General features: G+C 72.0%; 21 protein-coding genes. 20 read left to right on the top strand and 1 reads right to left on the bottom strand.

The window, feature by feature from the left end:
• The first annotated feature begins 75 nt into the window (after window positions 1-75).
• From JK364_RS12930 to ffh, 4 genes are all read left to right on the top strand, one after another.
• Window positions 76-1,368 carry an ammonium transporter gene (locus tag JK364_RS12930; RefSeq protein ID WP_201850862.1) on the top strand — a complete coding sequence of 431 codons (1,293 nt, stop codon included), beginning with the start codon at window positions 76-78 and terminating at the stop codon, window positions 1,366-1,368.
• Window positions 1,365-1,703 (top strand): P-II family nitrogen regulator, encoded by a 339-nt coding sequence (locus JK364_RS12925; protein ID WP_014055184.1) that lies wholly within the window; start codon window positions 1,365-1,367, stop codon window positions 1,701-1,703. Before JK364_RS12930 ends, JK364_RS12925 begins: the two co-directional genes overlap by 4 nt.
• A 40-nt stretch (window positions 1,704-1,743) precedes the next feature.
• Window positions 1,744-4,317: a [protein-PII] uridylyltransferase gene (locus tag JK364_RS12920; RefSeq protein WP_201850861.1), complete on the top strand. Its 2,574-nt coding sequence runs from the start codon at window positions 1,744-1,746 to the stop codon at window positions 4,315-4,317.
• Window positions 4,318-4,565: 248 nt separating this feature from the next.
• The gene (gene ffh, locus JK364_RS12915; RefSeq protein WP_201850860.1) at window positions 4,566-6,113 is read left to right on the top strand and encodes a signal recognition particle protein; all 1,548 of its coding nucleotides are present in this window, start codon (window positions 4,566-4,568) and stop codon (window positions 6,111-6,113) included.
• A gap of 105 nt (window positions 6,114-6,218) precedes the next feature.
• On the opposite strand, the gene JK364_RS12910 is transcribed toward ffh, so the two are convergent.
• A complete protein-coding gene (locus JK364_RS12910) occupies window positions 6,219-7,094 on the bottom strand; it encodes a methyltransferase domain-containing protein (RefSeq protein WP_201850859.1) in 876 nt (291 codons plus the stop codon).
• Window positions 7,095-7,441: 347 nt separating this feature from the next.
• Between JK364_RS12910 and proS the strand changes: the two genes are divergently transcribed.
• The 16 genes from proS to dprA all read left to right on the top strand — a co-directional run bounded on the left by proS (window position 7,442) and on the right by dprA (window position 20,839).
• On the top strand, window positions 7,442-8,857 hold the full coding sequence (proS, locus tag JK364_RS12905) for a proline--tRNA ligase (protein ID WP_201850858.1): 1,416 nt from the start codon (window positions 7,442-7,444) through the stop codon (window positions 8,855-8,857).
• A gap of 193 nt (window positions 8,858-9,050) precedes the next feature.
• Complete coding sequence (locus tag JK364_RS12900; protein WP_201850856.1) at window positions 9,051-9,644, top strand: hypothetical protein; 594 nt, start codon at window positions 9,051-9,053, stop codon at window positions 9,642-9,644.
• Between the two features lie 155 nt (window positions 9,645-9,799).
• The gene (gene rpsP / locus JK364_RS12895) at window positions 9,800-10,243 is read left to right on the top strand and encodes a 30S ribosomal protein S16 (RefSeq protein WP_020868150.1); all 444 of its coding nucleotides are present in this window, start codon (window positions 9,800-9,802) and stop codon (window positions 10,241-10,243) included.
• Window positions 10,244-10,245: 2 nt separating this feature from the next.
• Window positions 10,246-10,485 (top strand): RNA-binding protein, encoded by a 240-nt coding sequence (locus tag JK364_RS12890; protein ID WP_020868149.1) that lies wholly within the window; start codon window positions 10,246-10,248, stop codon window positions 10,483-10,485.
• Between the two features lie 81 nt (window positions 10,486-10,566).
• Window positions 10,567-11,235, top strand: coding sequence for a ribosome maturation factor RimM (gene rimM / locus JK364_RS12885; RefSeq protein ID WP_201850854.1), 669 nt, complete (start codon window positions 10,567-10,569; stop codon window positions 11,233-11,235).
• Window positions 11,232-12,110: a tRNA (guanosine(37)-N1)-methyltransferase TrmD gene (gene trmD, locus JK364_RS12880; RefSeq protein WP_201850852.1), complete on the top strand. Its 879-nt coding sequence runs from the start codon at window positions 11,232-11,234 to the stop codon at window positions 12,108-12,110. Before rimM ends, trmD begins: the two co-directional genes overlap by 4 nt.
• A 132-nt stretch (window positions 12,111-12,242) precedes the next feature.
• Window positions 12,243-12,593, top strand: a complete 351-nt coding sequence (gene rplS / locus JK364_RS12875; RefSeq protein WP_201850850.1) for a 50S ribosomal protein L19 — start codon at window positions 12,243-12,245, stop codon at window positions 12,591-12,593.
• Window positions 12,594-12,676: 83 nt separating this feature from the next.
• Window positions 12,677-13,528 (top strand): signal peptidase I, encoded by an 852-nt coding sequence (gene lepB / locus JK364_RS12870; protein WP_201850848.1) that lies wholly within the window; start codon window positions 12,677-12,679, stop codon window positions 13,526-13,528.
• The gene (lepB, locus tag JK364_RS12865) at window positions 13,521-14,714 is read left to right on the top strand and encodes a signal peptidase I (protein WP_201850846.1); all 1,194 of its coding nucleotides are present in this window, start codon (window positions 13,521-13,523) and stop codon (window positions 14,712-14,714) included. The genes lepB (JK364_RS12870) and lepB (JK364_RS12865) overlap by 8 nt, the downstream gene beginning before the upstream one ends.
• 82 nt (window positions 14,715-14,796) lie before the next feature.
• Complete coding sequence (gene lepB, locus JK364_RS12860) at window positions 14,797-15,594, top strand: signal peptidase I (protein WP_201850844.1); 798 nt, start codon at window positions 14,797-14,799, stop codon at window positions 15,592-15,594.
• A 96-nt stretch (window positions 15,595-15,690) separates the two neighbouring features.
• The gene (gene lepB / locus JK364_RS12855) at window positions 15,691-16,461 is read left to right on the top strand and encodes a signal peptidase I (RefSeq protein ID WP_201850842.1); all 771 of its coding nucleotides are present in this window, start codon (window positions 15,691-15,693) and stop codon (window positions 16,459-16,461) included.
• On the top strand, window positions 16,454-16,984 hold the full coding sequence (locus JK364_RS12850) for an NUDIX hydrolase (protein WP_201850840.1): 531 nt from the start codon (window positions 16,454-16,456) through the stop codon (window positions 16,982-16,984). Before lepB (JK364_RS12855) ends, JK364_RS12850 begins: the two co-directional genes overlap by 8 nt.
• A 39-nt stretch (window positions 16,985-17,023) precedes the next feature.
• On the top strand, window positions 17,024-17,332 hold the full coding sequence (locus JK364_RS12845) for a DUF2469 domain-containing protein (protein WP_009714730.1): 309 nt from the start codon (window positions 17,024-17,026) through the stop codon (window positions 17,330-17,332).
• Between the two features lie 155 nt (window positions 17,333-17,487).
• Window positions 17,488-17,847 carry a YraN family protein gene (locus tag JK364_RS12840; RefSeq protein ID WP_201850838.1) on the top strand — a complete coding sequence of 120 codons (360 nt, stop codon included), beginning with the start codon at window positions 17,488-17,490 and terminating at the stop codon, window positions 17,845-17,847.
• On the top strand, window positions 17,847-19,469 hold the full coding sequence (locus tag JK364_RS12835) for a YifB family Mg chelatase-like AAA ATPase (protein WP_201850836.1): 1,623 nt from the start codon (window positions 17,847-17,849) through the stop codon (window positions 19,467-19,469). The genes JK364_RS12840 and JK364_RS12835 overlap by 1 nt, the downstream gene beginning before the upstream one ends.
• On the top strand, window positions 19,469-20,839 hold the full coding sequence (gene dprA, locus JK364_RS12830) for a DNA-processing protein DprA (RefSeq protein ID WP_230991874.1): 1,371 nt from the start codon (window positions 19,469-19,471) through the stop codon (window positions 20,837-20,839). The genes JK364_RS12835 and dprA overlap by 1 nt, the downstream gene beginning before the upstream one ends.
• Window positions 20,840-20,923 lie beyond the last annotated feature (84 nt).

Raw genomic sequence — 20,923 nt, 5'->3', positions numbered from 1 at the left:
GCGCCAACCTCGAGGCGCATACCGGCCCACCGATGTCCTGCCCGCACGGGCCGTCGCTTCGAGGAGACGTCCACATTGAATGGCGCAAATACAGCGTTCGTCTTGATCAGCGCCGCGCTCGTGATGCTGATGACCCCCGGCCTGTCCTTCTTCTACGGCGGCATGGTGCGGGTGAAGAGCGCCCTGAACATGCTGATGATGTCCTTCATCTCGCTCGGCGTCGTCTCGCTGCTGTGGGTGCTGTTCGGCTACTCGCTCACCTTCGGCGATGACGTCGGCGGCGGGCTGCTGGGCAATCTCGACCACATCGGCTTCAAGGGCATCGAGCCGACCTCGCTGTGGGGCGAGAAGCCGGACGCGATCCCGGTCCTGGCCTTCGCGCTCTTCCAGCTGATGTTCGCGGTGATCACCCCCGCGCTGATCAGCGGAGCCGTCGCCGACCGCGTCAAGTTCGGCGCCTGGACGCTCTTCATCACCCTGTGGTCCACGGTCGTCTACTTCCCGGTCGCGCACTGGGTCTGGCAGGCCGACGGCTGGCTGTTCAAGAGGGAGGTCATCGACTTCGCGGGCGGCACGGCGGTGCACATCAACGCGGGCGCCGCGGGCCTCGCCGTGGCCCTGGTGCTCGGCAAGCGCATCGGCTTCAAGAAGGACCCGATGCGCCCGCACAACCTGCCGCTGGTGATGCTCGGCTCCGGTCTGCTGTGGTTCGGCTGGTTCGGCTTCAACGCCGGTTCCGCCCTCGCCGCCAACGGGACCGCCGCCAACATGGCCTTCAACACCCAGATCGCCACCGGCGTCGCCATGCTCGGCTGGCTCGCCTACGAGCGCATCCGGCACGGCGCGTTCACCACCCTGGGCGCCGCCTCCGGCGCGGTCGCGGGCCTGGTCGCCATCACCCCCTCCGGCGCGGCGGTCAACGCCTGGGGCGCCATCGTGATCGGCCTGGTGGCCGGTGTCGTCTGCTCCTGGGCCGTCAGCCTCAAGTACAAGCTGGGCTACGACGACTCGCTCGACGTGGTCGGAGTGCACCTGATCGGCGGTCTCATCGGCACCCTCCTGGTCGGCGTCCTCGCCACCGACGGCGTCGGCGGCATGACCCAGTTGGGCAAGCAGGCCCTCGGCGCCTTCACGGTGCTGTTCTACTCCTTCGCCGTCTCCTGGATCCTGGCCAAGCTCATCCACGTCACCATCGGCTTCCGGGCCAGTGAGGACGACGAGCTCGGCGGCGTCGACCAGGCGTTCCACGCCGAGACCGCCTACGACTTCAGCGCGGTCGGCGGGTCCCCCCGTAGTACGGTGCCCGCCGCGGGCCAGGCCGGCGCGTCCGCGCCGCAGAAGCCGCACAACAAGAAGGTGGACGCGTGAAGCTCATCACCGCAGTAGTGAAGCCGCACCGGCTCGACGAGATCAAGGAAGCGCTGCAGGCGTTCGGCGTCCAGGGTCTGACCGTCACCGAGGCCAGCGGCTACGGCCGTCAGCGCGGCCACACCGAGGTCTACCGGGGCGCGGAGTACACCGTCGACCTGGTGCCCAAGGTGCGCATAGAGGTGCTGGTCGAGGACGAGGACGCCGACGACCTCGTCGACGTCGTGGTCAAGGCCGCCCGCACCGGAAAGATCGGGGACGGCAAGGTCTGGAGCGTCCCCGTCGAGACCGCGGTCCGCGTCCGCACCGGGGAGCGCGGCCCGGACGCCCTCTGACCCCTCCGGACCACCAGTGGCACGCGGACAGGGAGCCGAGTTGACGGACAGCCTCGAGACCACGACCCACACCACCGACTCGGGGCCCGGCGGCTACGCGGCGGCGCGGCTGCGACTCCTCCAGGAGGAGTCGCGGTCCGGGCCACCGCGCCGCACCGCCCTGGCCGAACTCACCGACCAGTGGCTGGCCGCCCTGCTCACCGGTGGTGCGGAGACCGCCGGGATCGCCCGGGGCGTCGCCCTGGTGGCCGTCGGCGGCTACGGACGCGGCGAACTCTCCCCGCGCAGCGACCTCGATGTACTGCTGCTGCACGACGGCTCCGCGGACCGTTCGGCCCTCGCCGCGCTCGCCGACCACATCTGGTATCCCGTCTGGGACATGGGCCTCGCCCTCGACCACTCCGTGCGCACCCCCGACGAGGCCCGCGGGACCGCCGCCGAGGATCTGAAGGTCCAGCTCGGCCTGCTCGACGCCCGCCACATCGCGGGTGACGCCGCGCTCACCGCCGATCTGCGCACCACCGTCCTCGGCGACTGGCGCGCCCAGGCCCCGCGGCGGCTGCCCGAGCTCCACGCGCTGTGCCAGGAGCGCGCCGAACGCCACGGAGAGCTGCAGTTCCTCCTCGAACCCGATCTGAAGGAGGCCCGCGGCGGGCTCCGCGACGCCACCGCGCTGCGCGCCATCGCCGCCTCCTGGCTCGCCGACGCCCCCCGCGAGGGCCTCGACGACGCGCGGCGGCGGCTGCTGGACGCCCGTGACGCGCTCCACCTGTCGACCGGCCGCGCCACCGAGCGCCTCGCCCTCCAGGAGCAGGACCAGGTCGCGGGCGCCCTCGGGCTGCTGGACGCCGACGCCCTGCTGCGCCAGATCTACGAATCCGCCCGGATCATCTCCTACGCCTCCGATGTCACCTGGCGCGAGGTCGAACGGGTGCTGCGCGCCCGCTCGGCCGCCCGGCCGCGGTTGCGTGCCCTCCTGGGCGGCCGCGGCGGGCGTGGAAGCGCCGGAAGCGGCGCGGACGCGGGGGAGCGCAGTCCGCTCGCCGAGGGCGTGGTGGAGCAGGACGGCGAGGTGGTGCTGGCCCGCGCCGCGCGCCCCGACCGCGACCCCGTGCTCCCCCTGCGGGCCGCCGCGGCCGCCGCCCAGGCCGGACTGCCGCTGTCCCTGCACGCCGTACGGCGGCTGACCGCCGCCGCCCGGCCGCTGCCCGTGCCGTGGCCGCCCGAGGCCAGGGAGCAGCTGATCACACTGCTGGGCGCGGGCGAGTCCACCGTCGGAGTGTGGGAGGCCCTCGAGGCCGAGGGGCTGATCACCCGGCTGCTGCCGGACTGGGAGCGGGTGCGCTGCCGACCGCAGCGCAACCCCGTCCACCGCTGGACCGTGGACCGGCACCTGGTCGAGACCGCGGTCCGGGCCAGCGCCCTCAGCCGCCGGGTCGGCCGCCCCGATCTGCTGCTGGTCGCCGCGCTGCTGCACGACATCGGCAAGGGCTGGCCCGGCGACCACTCGGTGGCCGGGGAGACCATCGCCCGCGATGTCGCCGCCCGCATCGGCTTCGACCGCGCGGACGTCGCGGTCCTCGCCACCCTCGTACGCCACCATCTGCTGCTCGTCGAGACCGCCACCCGCCGCGACCTGGACGACCCGGCCACGGTGCGCTCGGTCGCCGAGGCCGTCGGCAGCGCCACCACCCTGGAACTGCTGCACGCCCTCACCGAGGCCGACGCCCTCGCCACCGGCCCCGCGGCCTGGAGCGCCTGGCGCGGCTCCCTCGTCGCCGACCTGGTCAAACGGGTCTCGGCGGTGCTCGCGGGCGAACCGGCGGACGACCTGTCCACCCCGCAGCACACCACGGCCGAACAGGAACGCCTCGCGGTCGAGGCATGGCGCACCGGCGGCCCGGTGCTGGCCCTGCACGCACGCTCCGAGGCGCTGCCGCCCGGCGAAACGGGCCTCCTTACGGACGTCACCGAAGGGCCGCCGGAGGAGGGGCCTACCGGCCCCGAGCCGATCGGCGTGGAACTCCTCATCGCCGTCCCCGACCAGCCCGGCGTCCTCGCCACGGCGGCCGGCGTCCTGGCCCTGCACCGCCTTACGGTGCGCGCGGCGGACCTGCGCGCCGTCGAACTGCCGTCCGAGCTGGACGCGGCGGGCGCGGCGGGCGGGGTGCTGCTGCTGAGCTGGCGGGTGGCGGCCGAGTACGGCTCGCTGCCCCAGGCCGCCCGGCTCCGGAACGACCTGCTCCGCGCCCTGGACGGCTCGCTCGACATCGTCGCCCGCCTGGCCGAGCGCGAGGCCGCCTACCGCAAGTACCCCCGCCGCCGCGGGGTGCACGCCCCACCACCCCGGGTCACAGTCGCCCCCGGCAGCTCCCAGCTCGCCACCGTGATCGAGGTCCGCGCCCAGGACGCCCCCGGCCTGCTGCACCGCATCGGCCGCGCCCTGGAACACGCCGGCGTCGCGGTCCGCAGCGCCCACGTCTCCACCCTCGGCGCCAACGCGGTGGACGCGTTCTATGTCACAGACGACTCCGGCGCCCCCCTGAAACCCATGCACGCGGCCGAGGTGGCCCAGCAAGTCGAGCGCGCGCTGACCAGCCCACCCGGCGCTTGAGGGCATGATTGAGCTCCTCCGGGGTGTGAGGAGCGGCATCCCAGCCCCTCCGGTGTTCGGGGAGCATCTCAGCCCCTCCGGCGTTTGAGGAGCGGGGTCCGGGGCGGAGCCCCGGCGGGGGAACGGGGGCGGAGCCCCCGGAACCAGGATCGCGCCGCAAACCCGGGGGCAGACCGTTCGCGCAATGGGCGGATACCCTTGGAGGCCGACCACCGACCCGACATCCGACCGAAGGATTCGCGACCACCGTGTTCGATACCCTCTCCGATCGCCTCGCAGCGACTTTCAAGAACCTCCGGGGCAAGGGACGCCTCAGCGAGGCGGACATCGACGCCACGGCACGCGAGATCCGGATCGCCCTGCTCGAAGCCGACGTGGCGCTGCCCGTCGTCCGGGCGTTCATCAAGCAGATCAAGGAGCGCAGCCTCGGCGCGGAGGTCTCCCAGGCGCTCAACCCCGCCCAGCAGGTCATCAAGATCGTCAATGAGGAGCTCGTCGGCATCCTCGGCGGCGAGGCCCGGCGCCTCCGCTTCGCCAAGCAGCCGCCGACCGTGATCATGCTCGCGGGTCTGCAGGGCGCCGGTAAGACCACGCTCGCCGGAAAGCTCGGCCGCTGGCTGAACGGTCAGGGCCACACCCCGCTGCTCGTCGCCTGTGACCTCCAGCGCCCCAACGCGGTCAACCAGCTCTCGGTGGTCGCGGAGCGGGCCGGTGTGGCCGTCTTCGCCCCCGAGCCGGGCAACGGCGTCGGCGACCCGGTGAAGGTGGCGCAGGACTCGATCGAGTTCGCCCGTACCAAGCAGCACGACGTCGTGATCGTCGACACCGCGGGCCGCCTCGGCATCGACGAGGAGCTGATGCGGCAGGCGGCCGACATCCGCGACGCGGTCCGCCCGGACGAGGTCCTCTTCGTCGTCGACGCGATGATCGGCCAGGACGCGGTGAACACCGCGGAGGCGTTCCGCGACGGCGTCGGCTTCGACGGTGTGGTGCTCTCCAAGCTGGACGGCGACGCGCGCGGCGGTGCCGCGCTGTCCATCGCGCATGTCACCGGCCGCCAGATCATGTTCGCCTCCAACGGCGAGAAGCTGGACGACTTCGACGCGTTCCACCCGGACCGTATGGCGTCCCGCATCCTCGGCATGGGCGACATGCTCAGCCTGATCGAGAAGGCCGAGCAGACCTTCAGCCAGCAAGAGGCCGAGAAGATGGCGGCCAAGCTGGCGAAGGGCCCCAAGGAGTTCACGCTCGACGACTTCCTGGCGCAGATGGAGCAGGTCCGCAAGATGGGCTCCATCTCCAAGCTGCTCGGCATGCTGCCGGGCATGGGCCAGATGAAGGACCAGATCAACAACCTGGACGAGCGGGATGTGGACCGCACCGCGGCCATCATCAAGTCGATGACCCCTGGCGAGCGCCAGGACCCGACGATCATCAACGGCTCGCGCCGCGCCCGTATCGCGCGCGGTTCCGGCGTCGAGGTGAGCGCGGTCAAGAACCTGGTGGAGCGGTTCTTCGACGCACGCAAGATGATGTCGAAGATGGCCCAGGGCGGCATGCCGGGGATGCCCGGGATGCCGGGCATGCCAGGCATGGGCGGCGCCAACAAGCGCAAGGGCAAGCAGCAGAAGAAGGCCAAGGGCAAGCAGCGCTCGGGCAACCCCATGAAGCGCAAGGCCGACGAGCAGGCCGCCGCGGCACGCCGCGAGCAGGGCGGCGCGTTCGGGCTGCCCAACGGCGACCAGGGCGGTCAGGACTTCGAACTCCCCGACGAGTTCAAGAAGTTCATGGGCTGAGCCGCCCCGGCTCCCGAGCCGCCCCGGCTCCCGAGCCGCCCCCGTACGAGCGAACCGTAAGGCCCCTGCGCACACCGCGTCAGGGGCCTTACGCGATGGCCCGGTTCAGACGCGGCAGATCAGATAGCGGAAGACGTTCGGCATCCACACTGTGCCGTCCGCCCGCTGATGCGGGTGCAGCGCCTCGGTGATCTCCTTACGGACCTGGGTCGGATCCGTGGCCCGCTCCGCCGCGTCGAACAGCCCCGTCGACAGCAGCCCGCGCACCGCGCTGTCCATGTCGGCGTACCCGAACGGGCAGGCCACCCGGCCAGAGCCGTCCGGCCGCAGACCCGCCCGCGCGGCCAGCTCCTCCAGGTCGTCCCGGCCGCAGAGCCGCCAGCGCGCGGGGGAACACATGGGGTCGGCGAGCCGGGCGCCCACCCGCAGCACCCCGGAGGTGGCGCAGCGCTCCGGCGGACCCCATCCGGCGAGCACCACGGCCCCGCCGCGCTCTGTGCGGGCCGCGGCGGCCGCGAGCGTGGACGCGGCGGCGGACACCGTCGCACCGGGGCTTCCCGCGCCCAGGGCGGACAGCGGCTCGAAGGCGGTCACCACCGTGAACGCCGCGTCCGCCGCGGCCTCCCGCACGCAGGGGCTCTCCGGGCCGCCGAGACCCAGCCGGGCGGGCCGCGCCCGGTCGCCCGGCGTGCCCGCGGCGGTCAGCCGATCCCGCGCGAGGTCCAGGCGCCGCTCGTCCGTGTCCACCCCGCAGACCGCGGCGCCGCGCGCGGCCGCGATGAGGAGGGCGAGCCCGGAGCCGCAGCCCAGGCCCAGCAGACGCGTTCCGGCGCCGACGTCCAGCCGTTCGTACACGGCCTCGTACAGCGGGACCAGCATCCGCTCCTGGATCTCCGCCCAGTCGCGGGTGCGGGCGTGCGCGTCCGTCGTCCACGACGAGGCGGGGCGCGGGCGGTGCCGCCGTACGAGCGTAGATGTCATCGAAAGGGCCCCAATCAGCGAAGAGCAGTGCCGTCGTCAGATTCGGTGTCACATCCCCCGTTGTGCGTTTCCCCCGTTGTGCGTTGTGACGTCCCACCCCCAAATGCCAGGGAACTCCGCATCCGTCCCCGCGTCCAGAGGTTTCACGGCCGTGCTTGCGTGCCCCCTTTGTGCGCCCCCGCACACCTGTGCGTACGCCTCGCTCCCCGAACCGCCCCCCTGACCTCCGCCGGGCCACCGGACGGCCGCAGGGGTGGCGCGGGCGTGGCGCGGGCGGTGGCCGGCAGTGATCGGCTCGTTTTATTCCGATTCACGGTTCGGTACCCCCGGGCCGTACGATCGGCGCCATGGCTAAGGCTCCCGTGCTCACCCCCCAGGCGGAGGACTTCCCCCGCTGGTACCAGGACGTGATCAACAAGGCCGAACTGGCCGACAACGGGCCGGTGCGCGGCACGATGGTGATCCGACCGTACGGGTACGGGCTGTGGGAGCGGATGCAGCAGGACATGGACGCTCGCATCAAGGCGGTCGGCGTCCAGAACGCGTACTTCCCGCTCTTCATCCCGCAGTCGTATCTGGCCAAGGAGGCCGATCACGTCGAGGGGTTCGCGCCGGAGCTCGCGGTCGTCACCCATGGCGGCGGTAAGGAGCTCGAGGAGCCGGTCGTCGTCCGGCCCACCTCCGAGACGATCGTCAACGAGTACTTCTCCAAGTGGGTGCAGAGCTACCGCGATCTGCCGCTGCTGATCAACCAGTGGGCCAATGTGGTGCGCTGGGAGCTGCGGCCGCGGCTGTTCCTGCGGACGACCGAGTTCCTGTGGCAGGAGGGCCACACCGCGCACGCGTCGTACGAGGACGCCCGGGCCTTCGCCGCCCGGATCCACCGCGAGGTCTACGCCCGGTTCATGGAAGACGTCCTGGCGATGGACGTGGTCCTGGGCCGCAAGACCGCCCGGGAGCGGTTCGCCGGCGCCCTCAACACCCTCACCCTCGAAGGGATGATGGGTGACGGCAAGGCGCTCCAGCTGGGCACCAGCCATGAGCTCGGCCAGAACTTCGCCCGGGCCTTCCACACCAGCTATCTGTCCAAGGACGGCGAGCAGGAACTGGTCTGGCAGACCTCCTGGGGCAGCACGACCCGGATGGTCGGCGCGCTGGTGATGATGCACGGTGACGACAACGGTCTGCGGATCCCGCCGAGGCTGGCCCCGATCCAGGTCGTGGTGCTGGCGATCAAGGGCGATGACGCGGTGCTCGCCAAGGTCCGCGAGATCGGCGAGCTGCTCACCGCGGCGGGCGTGCGGGTCCACGTCGACGACCGTACGGACACCCCCTTCGGCCGACGCGCGGTCGACTGGGAGCTCAAGGGCGTGCCGGTCCGGGTCGAGGTCGGCCCGCGCGACCTGGAGGGCGGCACCGCGATGGTGGTCAGGCGGATCCCCGGCGGCAAGGAGCCGGTGCGCGCCGAGCTGCTGCCGGAGCTGCTGCCCAAGGTCCTGGAGGAGGACCAGGCGCTGCTGCTGCGACAGGCCCGTGAGCGCCGTAAGGCGCGCACCACGGACGTGACGACCTTGGGGGAGGCCGCCGAGGCCGCGGCCGCGGGCGGCTGGGCCCGCATCCGGTGGGCGGACCTGGGGCCGGAGGGCGAGGCGGCGCTCGCCGAGCGGTCCGTGTCCGTGCGCTGTCTGGTCACCGAGGACGGGGCGGTGCCGGACGCCGACGACGCCCCCGGTAACGTCGCGTTCGTCGCGAGAGCCTACTGACGTCGCCCGAACTGACGTCGCGAGGGCCTACTGAACCGGTACGTACCGGCTTGGTGCGCGGTGCGTGGCTCATCCATACATTTACGCACCCGCCCCTCGTCGTCGTACATCACCGTGAACTGACTGGTACGTGCAAATTATTTGGGATGCCCCGGAATCGGAACACCGGACCGGTCCCGCTCGTTAGCACGACGTGAGCACGACACCACCTGTTCTCGCCGCAGAGCTGGCGCAGGCGTGGGCCGATATTCAACGGCACCACCCCGAGCTGCCAGATCTCGCCGCGCCCGAATCGCTGATCGGAGAATCGTCGTCCGCATGTGGCGCCGAGCTCTCCTTCGAACGGCTGCTGCATGAGGCAGTGCATGGGATCGCCGCTGCCCGCGGTGTCCGTGACACCTCACGCGCCGGCCGCTACCACAACCGCCGGTTCCTGGCGATCGCCGAGGAGCTGGGGCTCGACCACCCCGAGGAGCCGCATCCCAGCAGCGGCTTCTCGCTGGTCACCCTCAGCCCCGAGGCGAGAAAGCGGTACCGGACGACGATCGAACGCCTCCAGCGCGCGCTCAAGGCGCACACCGTGGCGACCACCGCCGAGACCTCCCGCACCTTCCGCGGGCCCGCCGCGCGCCACGGCTCGTCCGGTGGCGGGGTCCGGGTCAAGGCGGTGTGCGACTGCGGGCGCAATGTCCGCGTCGTCCCATCGGTGCTGGCCCAGGCGCCGATCATGTGCGGTGGATGCGGGAAGCCGTTCCGCATTCCGGAGCCGGTGGCCGCGGTCGGCTGACCTGTCACGGTGTGGCACAATGGTTCGCTGTACTCGACAGTCGACCAGGACCCCTCTCTCCTCCGGCTGACGCGTCCATCGGGCACTCGGGTACCGCAACCCCACGCGGCACGTCGCAGTGCTCAACCACGTCAAGACCAGGAGACACCACTTCCGTGGCAGTCAAGATCAAGCTGAAGCGTCTGGGCAAGATCCGGTCGCCCCACTACCGCATCGTCATCGCCGACTCCCGCACCCGCCGTGACGGCCGGGCGATCGAGGAGATCGGTCTGTACCACCCGGTGCAGAACCCGTCGCGCATCGAGGTGGACTCGGAGCGTGTGCAGCACTGGCTGAAGGTCGGCGCGCAGCCGACCGAGCCGGTGCTGGCCATCCTGAAGGTCACCGGCGACTGGCAGAAGTTCAAGGGTCTGCCCGCCCCGGCTCCGATGAAGGTCGCCGAGCCGAAGGCCGACAAGCGCGCGCTGTTCGAGGCGGCCGCCAAGGACGCCGGTGACGAGCCGAAGGGTGAGGCGATCACTCCGAAGGCGAAGAAGGCCGACAAGAAGTCGGACGAGGCGGCCGGGTCCGCCGAGTCCACCGCGTCGACTGAGGCCTGAGGATGCTCGAGGAGGCCCTCGAGCACCTGGTGAAGGGCATCGTCGACAACCCCGACGAGGTGCAGGTGGCCTCGCGCAACCTGCGGCGCGGGCGGGTGCTGGAGGTCCGGGTGCACCCCGATGACCTCGGCAAGGTGATCGGCCGTAACGGCCGCACCGCACGCGCCCTGCGCACCGTCGTGGGCGCCATCGGCGGCCGTGGGATCCGCGTCGACCTCGTCGACGTCGATCAGGTCCGCTGAGGCGATCAAGAAGAGCACCGGCACGGGCCGGGGAGGGCTTTGGGCCGTCCCCGGCCCGTGTGTGTGAAGGGACATCGCATCGTGCAGTTGGTTGTCGCCCGGATCGGCCGTGCCCATGGCATCAAGGGCGAGGTCACCGTCGAGGTGCGGACGGACGAGCCGGAGCTGCGGCTCGGCCCGGGCGCCGTGCTGGCCACCGAGCCCGCCTCGGCCGGGCCGCTGACCATCGAGTCCGGCCGGGTGCACAGCGGTCGGCTGCTGCTGCGCTTCGAGGGCGTACGCGACCGCACCGCCGCGGAGGCGCTGCGCAACATCCTGCTGATCGCGGAGGTCGATCCGGAGGAACTCCCCGAGGATCCCGAGGAGTTCTACGACCATCAGCTGATCGACCTCGATGTGGTCACCATGGACGGCACGGAGGTCGGACGGATCTCCGAGATCTCCCATCTGCCGTACCAGGACCTGCTGGTCGTGAAGCGCCCCGACGGGAGTGAGGCGATGATCCCGTTCGTCTCCGAGGTCGTGCCGGAGATCGATCTGGAGGCGCAGCGCGCCGTGATCGACCCGCCGCCGGGCCTGCTCGACGAGGCCGAGGCGGAGATCGCGGGCAGCCGTAAGGACGAGATCGCGGGCAGCCGTAAGGACGAGACCGCGGGCAACGGTAAGGGCGCGGTCGCGGACAGCGGTGAGACCGCGGGCGACGACGGTAAGGGCGACACCGCGGGCCGCCGTGAGGATGAGCCGTCATGAGGCTCGATGTCGTCACGATCTTCCCCGAGTACCTGGAGCCGCTGAACGTCTCGCTGGTCGGCAAGGCCCGCGCCCGCGGCCGGCTCGACGTGCGGGTCCACGATCTGCGCGCCTGGACGCACGACCGGCACAACACGGTCGACGACACCCCGTACGGCGGCGGCCCCGGCATGGTGATGAAGCCCGAGCCCTGGGGCGAGGCGCTTGATTCGATCATGGCGTCGGGCGAGGCCGAGGGGCTGGTCAAGCCCACGCTGATCGTGCCGACCCCGAGCGGCCGCGCGTTCACCCAGGCCCTCGCCGTCGAGCTCGCCGAGCGCCCCTGGCTGGTCTTCGCGCCCGCCCGCTACGAGGGCATCGACCGCCGGGTGATCGAGGAGTACGGCGAGCGGCTGGAGGTCCACGAGGTCTCGATCGGCGACTACGTCCTGGCCGGCGGCGAGGCCGCGGTGCTGGTGATCACCGAGGCGGTGGCCCGGCTGCTGCCGGGCGTGCTGGGCAATGCCGAGTCGCACCGCGACGACTCCTTCGCCCCCGGCACGATGGCCGACCTCCTGGAGGGGCCCGTCTACACCAAGCCCCCGGAGTGGCGCGGCCGCGCCATCCCGGAGGTGCTGATCAGCGGCCACCACGGCAGGGTCGCCCGCTGGCGCCGGGACGAGGCGTTCCGCCGCACCAGCGAGAACCGCCCCGATCTGATCGAGCGCTGCGACCCGGCGACGCTCGACAAGCACGACCGCGCGCTCCTGGCCGAGCTGGGCTGGGAGGAGCTGCCCGGGACCGGCGGGGCGACTGGTGGGGCGACCGGCGGGGCGACCGGTGGGGCGACCGGTGGGGCCCGATTTGGGCGGCCGGACCGGGCCGTGGAAGAATAGGCCGCTGCCGTACGTCCGGGTGTGCGCCCCTGCCACAGGGGGACCGACGCCCACCCGATGAGGGCGGCACTCCGAATCATCATCCGAAATGCCGCTGATGACCTGTGGCATCAGCGAGGAAAGCAGACGATCATGTCCCACCTGCTCGACACCGTCGACTCCGCGTCGCTGCGCAGCGACATCCCGACCTTCCGCCCCGGCGACACGGTCAACGTCCACGTCCGCGTCATCGAGGGCAACCGCTCCCGTGTCCAGCAGTTCAAGGGCGTCGTCATCCGCCGCCAGGGCTCCGGTGTCCGCGAGACCTTCACCGTCCGCAAGGTGAGCTTTAGCGTCGGCGTGGAGCGCACCTTCCCGGTGCACACTCCGATCGTCGAGAAGATCGAGGTCGTCACCCGCGGTGATGTGCGCCGGGCGAAGCTGTACTACCTGCGCGACCTCCGCGGCAAGGCCGCCAAGATCAAGGAGAAGCGCGACAGCTGAGCTCGCGGCTGAATCGCGACGATTTTGCGCGACTACTGAGCTACCGCCGGATCATCGGGCCGGGCCGGATAGGCTCTGGCCCGATGAACACCGAAGGACAGCTCGCGGAGCGCGACCGCTCCTCGGGCTCCGAAAAGGAGCGCGAGGAGCGGTCGCGCTCTTCGCATGCCTCCGCGCGGGCCGGGGAGCCCCCGTCCGCCGGGCGGCTGCCGCGCGGGCCGGCCTGGGGCCGGCTGACCGGCGGCGGGCGGTGGCGGCGGGCGGCGCTGCTCGCGACCGCCTGTGCCGCCTTCGTGCTGCTGGTGAGCGGCTTTGTGCTGCAGCCGTTCCTGATCCCCAGCGGTTCCATGGAGAGCACCCTCCGCCCCGGGGACCGGGTGCTTGTGAACAAGCTCGCCTACCGTTTCGGGGACGATCCGCGCCGCGGCGACGTTGTCGTGTTCGACGGAGCCGGTTCCTTCGGCGAGGAGGAGCCGTCCGGGAATCCGGTGACGGGTCTGCTGCGCAAGGCGGCCGCGGCGGTCGGGCTGGCCGAACCGGCCGAGTCCGACTACGTCAAGCGCGTGGTGGGCATCGGTGGTGACCGGGTCACCTGCTGCGACGAGCGGGGGAGGATCGAGGTGAACGGTCAGCCGGTGGACGAGGACTATCTGCACCCCGGGGACAGCCCCTCGCGGGTGCGCTTCGACATCGTCGTGCCCGAAGGACGGCTGTGGGTGATGGGCGACCACCGCGACGCCTCCCGGGACTCGCGCGACTATCTGGGCGCCCCGGGCGGGGGCACGGTCCCCGTCGACAAGGTGATCGGCCGCGCCGAATGGATCGGCTGGCCGTTCGGCCGCTGGTCCGGCGTACCCCGGACGGACGCCTTCACGAGCGTGCCCGCGGCGCCCGGCCGCATACCGTCCGCTGCCGCCGGTGGTGCCCATGGGTAAGCGTGGGCGTCCTCGTGCCAGGGCGCACCAGGCCGCTCCGCCCGCCGGCGTCGACCTGGGCACTCCCCGTCCGCCGGGCGAGCGCCGGGTGGGCGGCCGCGCGGAGCGGCGCAAGATCCAGCGCCGCATCAAGCGCAGGCGGCGCCGTTCGGCCGTCAAGGAGATACCGATCCTGGTGGGCGTGGCGCTGGTGATCGCGCTCGTCCTGAAGACCTTCCTGGTGCAGGCGTTCGTCATTCCGTCCGGCTCGATGGAGCAGACCATCCGGATCGGCGACCGGGTGCTGGTGGACAAGTTCACCCCGTGGTTCGGCTCGAAGCCGGAGCGCGGTGATGTGGTGGTGTTCAAGGACCCCGGGGGGTGGCTGGACGACGAGCGGAAGCCGCCCAAGGACGACCCGCCGGTCATCAAGCAGGGCAAGGAGTTCCTGACCTTCATCGGGCTGCTGCCGTCCTCCGACGAGCAGGACCTGATCAAGCGGGTGGTCGCGGTGGGCGGCGACACGGTGGAGTGCTGTGATACGAACGGTAAGGTCACCGTCAACGGGACGCCGCTGAACGAACCGTATCTGCATCCGGGCAATCCGCCGTCGCAGAAGCAGTTCAAGGTGACGGTCCCTCAGGGGCGGATGTTCGTGATGGGTGATCACCGATCCAACTCGGCGGACTCCCGGGTCCATCTGGACGAGCCGTACCAGGGCACGGTGCCGGACAACATGGTGGTCGGCCGCGCCGTGGTGATCGCTTGGCCGTTCGGGCACATGCGGCGGCTCGAGGAACCGGGCACCTACGCCTCGGTGAAGGACGCGCCGAGTGGGGCGACACAGGCCGAGGGCTCGGCACATAGGCTGTCCCCCATGGATCAGCAAGGAATGGTCCAGCTCCCGACCCCTGCGGAACTCCCGCTCGTTATGGGAGTGGTGATCCTGCGCCGTTCGTGGGGCAGGCGGCAGTCAGTCGTGAGGAGTGGATGTGGGGGATTTGGCGGTCGGCGCACGATCCGGTCACGAAGAGCCCGAGAGGCAGCCCGGGACGGGGGCGGAGCACCTCACGGACGGGGCGGACGAGGCGCCCGAAGCCGGTGCACCCACGAACGGGGCGGCTGCCGCGGCCAGGGCGTCGGAACCGCACGGAGCCGATGGCGGGCCGGAACCCTCCGATCCCCAGGACGGTCCCGGCGCGGCTGATCCGTCCGATCCCGGGGACGGGGCGTCGAAGCCGGGCCCCGGGACGCCCGGCGGACCCGGGAGGCTCGGCAGGCCCAAGAAGGTGCGCTCCTTCTGGAAGGAGCTGCCGATCCTGGTCGTCATCGCGCTGGCTCTGGCGCTGCTGATCAAAACCTTCCTGGTGCAGGCGTTCTCGATCCCGTCCGACTCGATGCAGGACACCCTGCAGCGGGGCGACCGGGTGCTGGTGGACAAGCTCACCCCGTGGTTCGGCTCCGAGCCGGAGCGCGGCGAGGTGGTCGTCTTCCACGACCCGGGCGGCTGGCTCGGCGAGTCGCAGACCAAGAGCTCCGGCCCGGTCGCCGAGGGCATCCAGAAGGCGCTCAGCTTCATCGGGCTGATGCCGTCGGCTGAGGAGAAGGACCTGATCAAGCGGGTCATCGCGGTTGGCGGGGACACCGTCTCCTGCAAGCGCGGCGGCAAGGTGATGGTCAACGGCAAGCCGCTGGACGAGCCGTACATCTTCCCCGGGAACACCCCCTGCGACGAGAAGCCGTTCGGCCCGATCAAGGTGCCCGACGGCCGGATCTGGGTGATGGGCGACCACCGACAGGACTCGCTGGACTCCCGCTACCACCAGAACCTGAACGACGGCACGGTCTCGGTGGACGATGTCGTAGGGCGCGCGATCGTCATCGCCTGGCCGATCAACCGCTGGACGACCCTGTCGGTGCCGAGCACCTTCGACCAGCCGGGTCTGAGCGCGGCCGCCGCGGTGGCCCCCTCGGCCCTGGGGTTCGCGGGTGCGCTGCCGATCGTGCTGTGGCGCCGCCGCCGACTGATCGCCAAGGTCCGTACGGAGGCCGAGAACCGGCCGGAGCGGTTGACCGCCGACTGCTGACGGGGCCCGTACCGCCGGGTAAGGTGCGGTTCCGTGTGCCCCGGGGCACACGGAACCTGATCTTCTACGTCTGTTGCGTACGGCGGGAGCACTGGAATGAGCGGAGCCCAAGGGGTGGGGGGCGGCAAGCCGCGGCGCACGCCCGGCAGCGTGCTGTCCGGGCTGGCGGTGGCCGTCGGCTGTGTGCTGTTCCTCGGCGGCTTCGTCTGGGGCGCGCTGCTCTACAAGCCGTACACGGTCCCCACCGACTCCATGACGCCGACGATCGGCAAGGGCGCCCGGGTGCTGGCGGAGCGGGTCGACGGCGGCGATGTGCGCCGCGGCGATGTGGTGGTCTTCCGCGACCAGGTGTGGGGCGACCTGCCGATGGTGAAGCGGGTCATCGGGGTCGGCGGCGACCGGATCGAGTGCTGTGACAAGCAGGGCCGGCTGCGGGTGAACGGCAAGGTCCTCGAGGAACCGTATCTGCGCTCGGGGGAGCAGGCGTCCGCCTCGGTCTTCTCCACCACCGTGCCCAAGAACCGGCTGTTCCTGATGGGCGACCATCGCAGCGACTCCCTGGACTCGCGGGTGCACCTCACCGACGAGGCGGGCGGCGCCGTGGAGCGCGGCGCGGTGGACGCCCGGGTGGACGCCACCGCCTGGCCACTGGGGTCCTGGGGGACCGTGGGGCGGCCCGATGCCTTCAAGGCGCTGCCGGGCGGGATCTCGCAGCCGGGGCCGCTGGGGCCGATCCTGATCGCGGTCATCGTGGGCGCGGTGCTGATCCTGGCGGGCGCGGCCCATGGGCCGATCGCCCGGCGCAGGGCGGGCGGCGGCGCACGGCGGGACCAGGCGGCGAAGGGGAAGGTGACCGCCAGTGGCTGAGGGGCCCGGCGGAGCCGGGCGGACCGGCACGGACGAGCGGCGGCTGCGGAAGGTCGCCCGGGTGGTGCTGCTGGACCCGCAGGACCGGATCCTGCTGCTGCACGGCTTCGAGCCGGACGATCCCTCGTCCACCTGGTGGTTCACCCCGGGTGGCGGCCTGGAGGGCGAGGAGAGCCGCGAGGAGGCCGCGCTGCGGGAGCTCGCGGAGGAGACCGGGATCACCGATGTGCGGCTCGGCCCGCTGCTGTGGCGGCGGATCTGCTCCTTCCCGTTCGCCGGGCGGCGCTGGGACCAGGACGAGTGGTACTACCTGTGTCGTACCCAACAGACCCCGGCGCGGGCCGGCGGCGGACTGACGGAGCTGGAGCGGCGGAGCGTGGCCGGTCTGCGCTGGTGGACGGCGGATGAGCTGGCCACGGCCACCGAGCCGGTGTACCCGACACGGCTGGCGGAGCTGTTGCGTACGCTGCTCGTCGAGGGACCCCCGAGTGCACCGGTGATCCTGGAGACTGAGCGCGTCTGACGCACAATGGGGGGACGCACGGCTGAAGGGGAACATGCCATGAGCGCCGAGGACCTCGAAAAGTACGAGACCGAGATGGAGCTGAAGCTCTACCGGGAGTACCGCGATGTCGTCGGTCTGTTCAAATATGTGATCGAGACCGAGCGCCGCTTCTACCTCACCAACGACTACGAGATGCAGGTGCACTCGGTCCAGGGTGAGGTCTTCTTCGAGGTGTCGATGGCCGACGCCTGGGTCTGGGACATGTATCGCCCGGCCCGTTTTGTGAAGCAGGTGCGGGTTCTCACGTTCAAGGACGTGAATATCGAGGAGCTGAACAAGAGCGACCTCGATCTGCCGGGCGGCTGACTGCACCTTCCGGGCGGCTGACCACACCTTCGGGTGGCTGACTCAACCTTCCGGGTGGCTGAGTTTTCCACAGCCGGACGGCTGTCCACAGGAATGCTCCAAGATCCCTGAGCGGGGCGCGGGGGAGTCACAGTCGGTGCCGGAGGTGGTGCCGAATGAACGCCCGAGGAGCGCTGGGCCGCTACGGCGAGGATGTGGCGGTCCGCACATTGGCGGAAGCCGGGATGACCGTCCTGGAGCGCAATTGGCGATGCCGGGACGGCGAGATCGACATCGTCGCGCTCGACGCCGGAGCGCTGGTGGTGTGCGAGGTCAAGACGCGCCGCGAGGGTGGTTACGAGCATCCGATGGCGGCCGTCGGACCGGACAAGACCGAGCGGCTGCGGTGGCTGGCGGAGCGCTGGCTCGAGCGGCACGGCGGCCCGCCGCCGGGCGGGGTGCGGATCGATGTGGTGGGGGTGGTGCTGCCCCGCCGGGGCGCGCCCGTGGTCGAGCATGTGCGAGGGGTGGCCTGATGGGGTTCGCCCGCACCTGCTCGGTGGCGCTGGTCGGGGTCGAGGGCGTGGTGGTGGAGGTCCAGGCCGATCTGGAGCCGGGAGTGGCCGCCTTCACCCTCGTCGGGCTGCCCGACAAGAGCCTGGTGGAGAGCCGGGACCGGGTCCGCGCGGCCGTGGTCAATTCCGGCGGTGAATGGCCGCAGAAGAAGCTCACGGTCGGGCTCAGCCCGGCATCCGTCCCCAAGGGCGGCAGCGGTTTCGACCTGGCCGTGGCCTGTGCGGTGCTCGGCGCGGCCGAGCGCGTGGACCCACGTGAGATCGCCGATCTGATGATGATCGGGGAGCTGGGGCTGGACGGCCGGGTGCGGCCGGTCCGCGGGGTGCTGCCCGCCGTGCTCGCCGCCTCCGAGGCGGGCTACCGCCAGGTCGTGGTCCCCGAGCAGACGGCGGCGGAGGCGGCCCTGGTGCCGGGCGTCTCGGTGCTGGGCGTGCGGAGCCTGCGCCAGCTGATCGCGGTGCTGACGGACGAGCCGGTGCCCGAGGAGGAGGAGCCCCAGGAACTGGGCCGCCCCGATCCGATGCTGGCGGGGCTCACCGTGCCCGGCGCCGGTATGGGCACCGGTGTCGCCGCGGTGCCCGGGGCCGGCGCGGGGCGGCCCGATCTGGCCGAGGTAGCGGGGCAGCGGGCCGCGCGCACCGCTCTGGAGGTCGCGGCCGCGGGCGGGCACCACCTCTTCCTGAACGGCCCTCCGGGCGCCGGGAAGACCATGCTGGCCGAGCGGCTGCCCGGACTGCTGCCGCCGCTCACCCAGCAGGAGGCCCTGGAGGTCACCGCGGTCCACTCGGTCGCCGGGGTCCTCCCGCCGGGGCAGCCCCTGGTGGAGACCCCGCCGTACTGCGCCCCGCATCACTCGGCGACCATGGCCGCGCTCGTCGGCGGGGGCAACGGCCTGCCCCGACCCGGCGCGGTCTCGCTCGCCCACCGCGGACTGCTCTTCCTGGACGAAGCTCCCGAGTTCAGCGGGAAGGCGCTGGACGCCCTGCGGCAGCCCCTGGAGTCGGGGCATGTGGTGGTCGCCCGGTCCGCCGGGATGATGCGGATGCCGGCGCGCTTCCTGCTGATTCTGGCGGCCAACCCCTGCCCTTGCGGGCGCCACGGTCTGGTGGGCGACGTCTGCGAGTGCTCGCCCGCCACGGTCCGCCGCTATCAGGCACGGCTGTCCGGACCGCTGCTGGACCGGGTGGACCTGCGGGTCCGCGTCGAGGCGGTGAGCCGGACCGAGCTCACGGGGGCGCGTGCCGGGGCGGAGAGCAGCGCGTCCGTCGCGGCCCGGGTCCGGGAGGCCCGGGAGCGGTCCGCCGCCCGGCTCCACGGCACCCCCTGGCGGCTGAACAGTGAGGTGCCGGGCCATGAGCTGCGCACCCGCTGGCAGCCGTCCCCCGGTGCGCTGCGCGAGGCCGAGCGCGATATGGAGCGCGGGCTGCTCACCGCCCGGGGCCTCGACCGGGTGCTGAGGGTCGCCTGGACCGTCGCCGACCTGGCCGGGCACGACCGGCCCATGGCACCGGACATCGCCCAGGCGCTGCAGCTGCGCACCGGGATCAACCGCGGGGTGCCGGTCGCGGCGGGGGAGTGCTGATGTCGGTTCCTCCGGCGGGTCGCGGCGGCGCCGTTCCCGCGCTGTTCTCCGAGCCCGGGCAGGGGCAGCGCGGCTGGGACGAGGGACAGGGGCTGGCCGAGCGGCCGGGCGCCTGCGACGAAGGGCAGGGGCTCCCCGAGCGGCCTGTGACCCCGGACGAGGGGCAGGAGCTCGCTGAGCGGCGGGGCGTTCCGGACGAGGAGCGGCTGGCGCGGGCGGCGCTCACCCGGCTCGTGGAGCCCGGGGACGAGACCGTGGGGCGCTGGCTGCGCCGTATGGGGCCGATGGCGCTGTGGCGGGCGCTCACCGGGAAGGGCAAGCCCCCGCCCGGGGCCACCGGGGAGCGGCTGGCCGGATGTGCCCTCCGGGCGGCCGGGGTGGACCCGGTCGGCGACCTCGCGCTGATCGCCCGGTGTGGCGGACGGTTCATCTGCCCCGGGGATCTGGACTGGCCCGGTCAGCTCGACGATCTCGGTGACGCTCGCCCGGTCGGGTTATGGGTGCGCGGCCGGGCCGACTTGCGGATGTGGGCGCTGCGCTCGGTCGCCGTGGTGGGCGCGCGGGCCTGCAGCGACTACGGCGCGCATGTCGCGGCGTCCCTCGGCACAGGGCTTGCCGAGCGGGGCTGGGTGGTCGTCTCCGGGGCGGCCCACGGCGTGGACGGCGCGGCTCACCGAGGGGCGCTCGCCGCGGGCGGGGCCACCATCGCGGTGCTCGCCTCCGGTGTGGACGTCCCCTATCCGCGAGCGCACGCCGAGTTGATCGAGCGCATCGCGGAACAGGGCCTGGTGCTGGCCGAGTTGCCACCCGGAGCGCATCCGACGCGCCCCAGATTCGTGCTCCGCAACCGGGTCATCGCCGCCCTCACCCGCGGCACGGTCGTGGTCGAGGCCCAGTATCGCAGCGGATCGCTGGTCACCGCGCGCCGGGCACAACAGCTCGGGCGATCCACCATGGGGGTGCCCGGACCGGTGACCAGCGGGCTCTCGACCGGGGTGCATGAACTGCTGCGTGGCGAGGCCGTTCTGGTCACCGACGCCGCCGAAGTGGCCGAACTCATCGGCGGCATCGGAGACCTTGCCCCGGAGCGGCGTGGGCCGCTGGTCGAGCGGGACCTGCTCGATCCCGTGACGGCACGGGTGCTGGAAGCGTTGTCGGCACGGGGCGGCAACCACCTGCGGGATGTGGCCCGGGAATCCGGGACCGGCTGCGACGAGGCCCTGGGCCGGCTCCACGAACTGCTCGCCCTGGGCTTTGTCGAACGTCATGGCGATCGATGGGAGTTGGTCCCGCCCGTGCGCCGGACCGACGGTGCACGGCGAGGCGATCCCCCGAATCGGGGCAATCGGGTGAAAGGGTTGAGGCGATGACCGTATCCGCACACCGCCGAGCCGACGCCCTTCGCATACCGCGACGCCTTAGTCACGCTACGCTCACAAGTTTCCGGCGGAAGC

Origin of the sequence: Streptomyces endocoffeicus, from assembly GCF_016741935.1 — a bacterium.
In the GTDB taxonomy this organism is placed as follows: domain Bacteria; phylum Actinomycetota; class Actinomycetes; order Streptomycetales; family Streptomycetaceae; genus Streptomyces; species Streptomyces endocoffeicus.
This window is presented reverse-complemented; position numbering and strand designations above follow the sequence as displayed.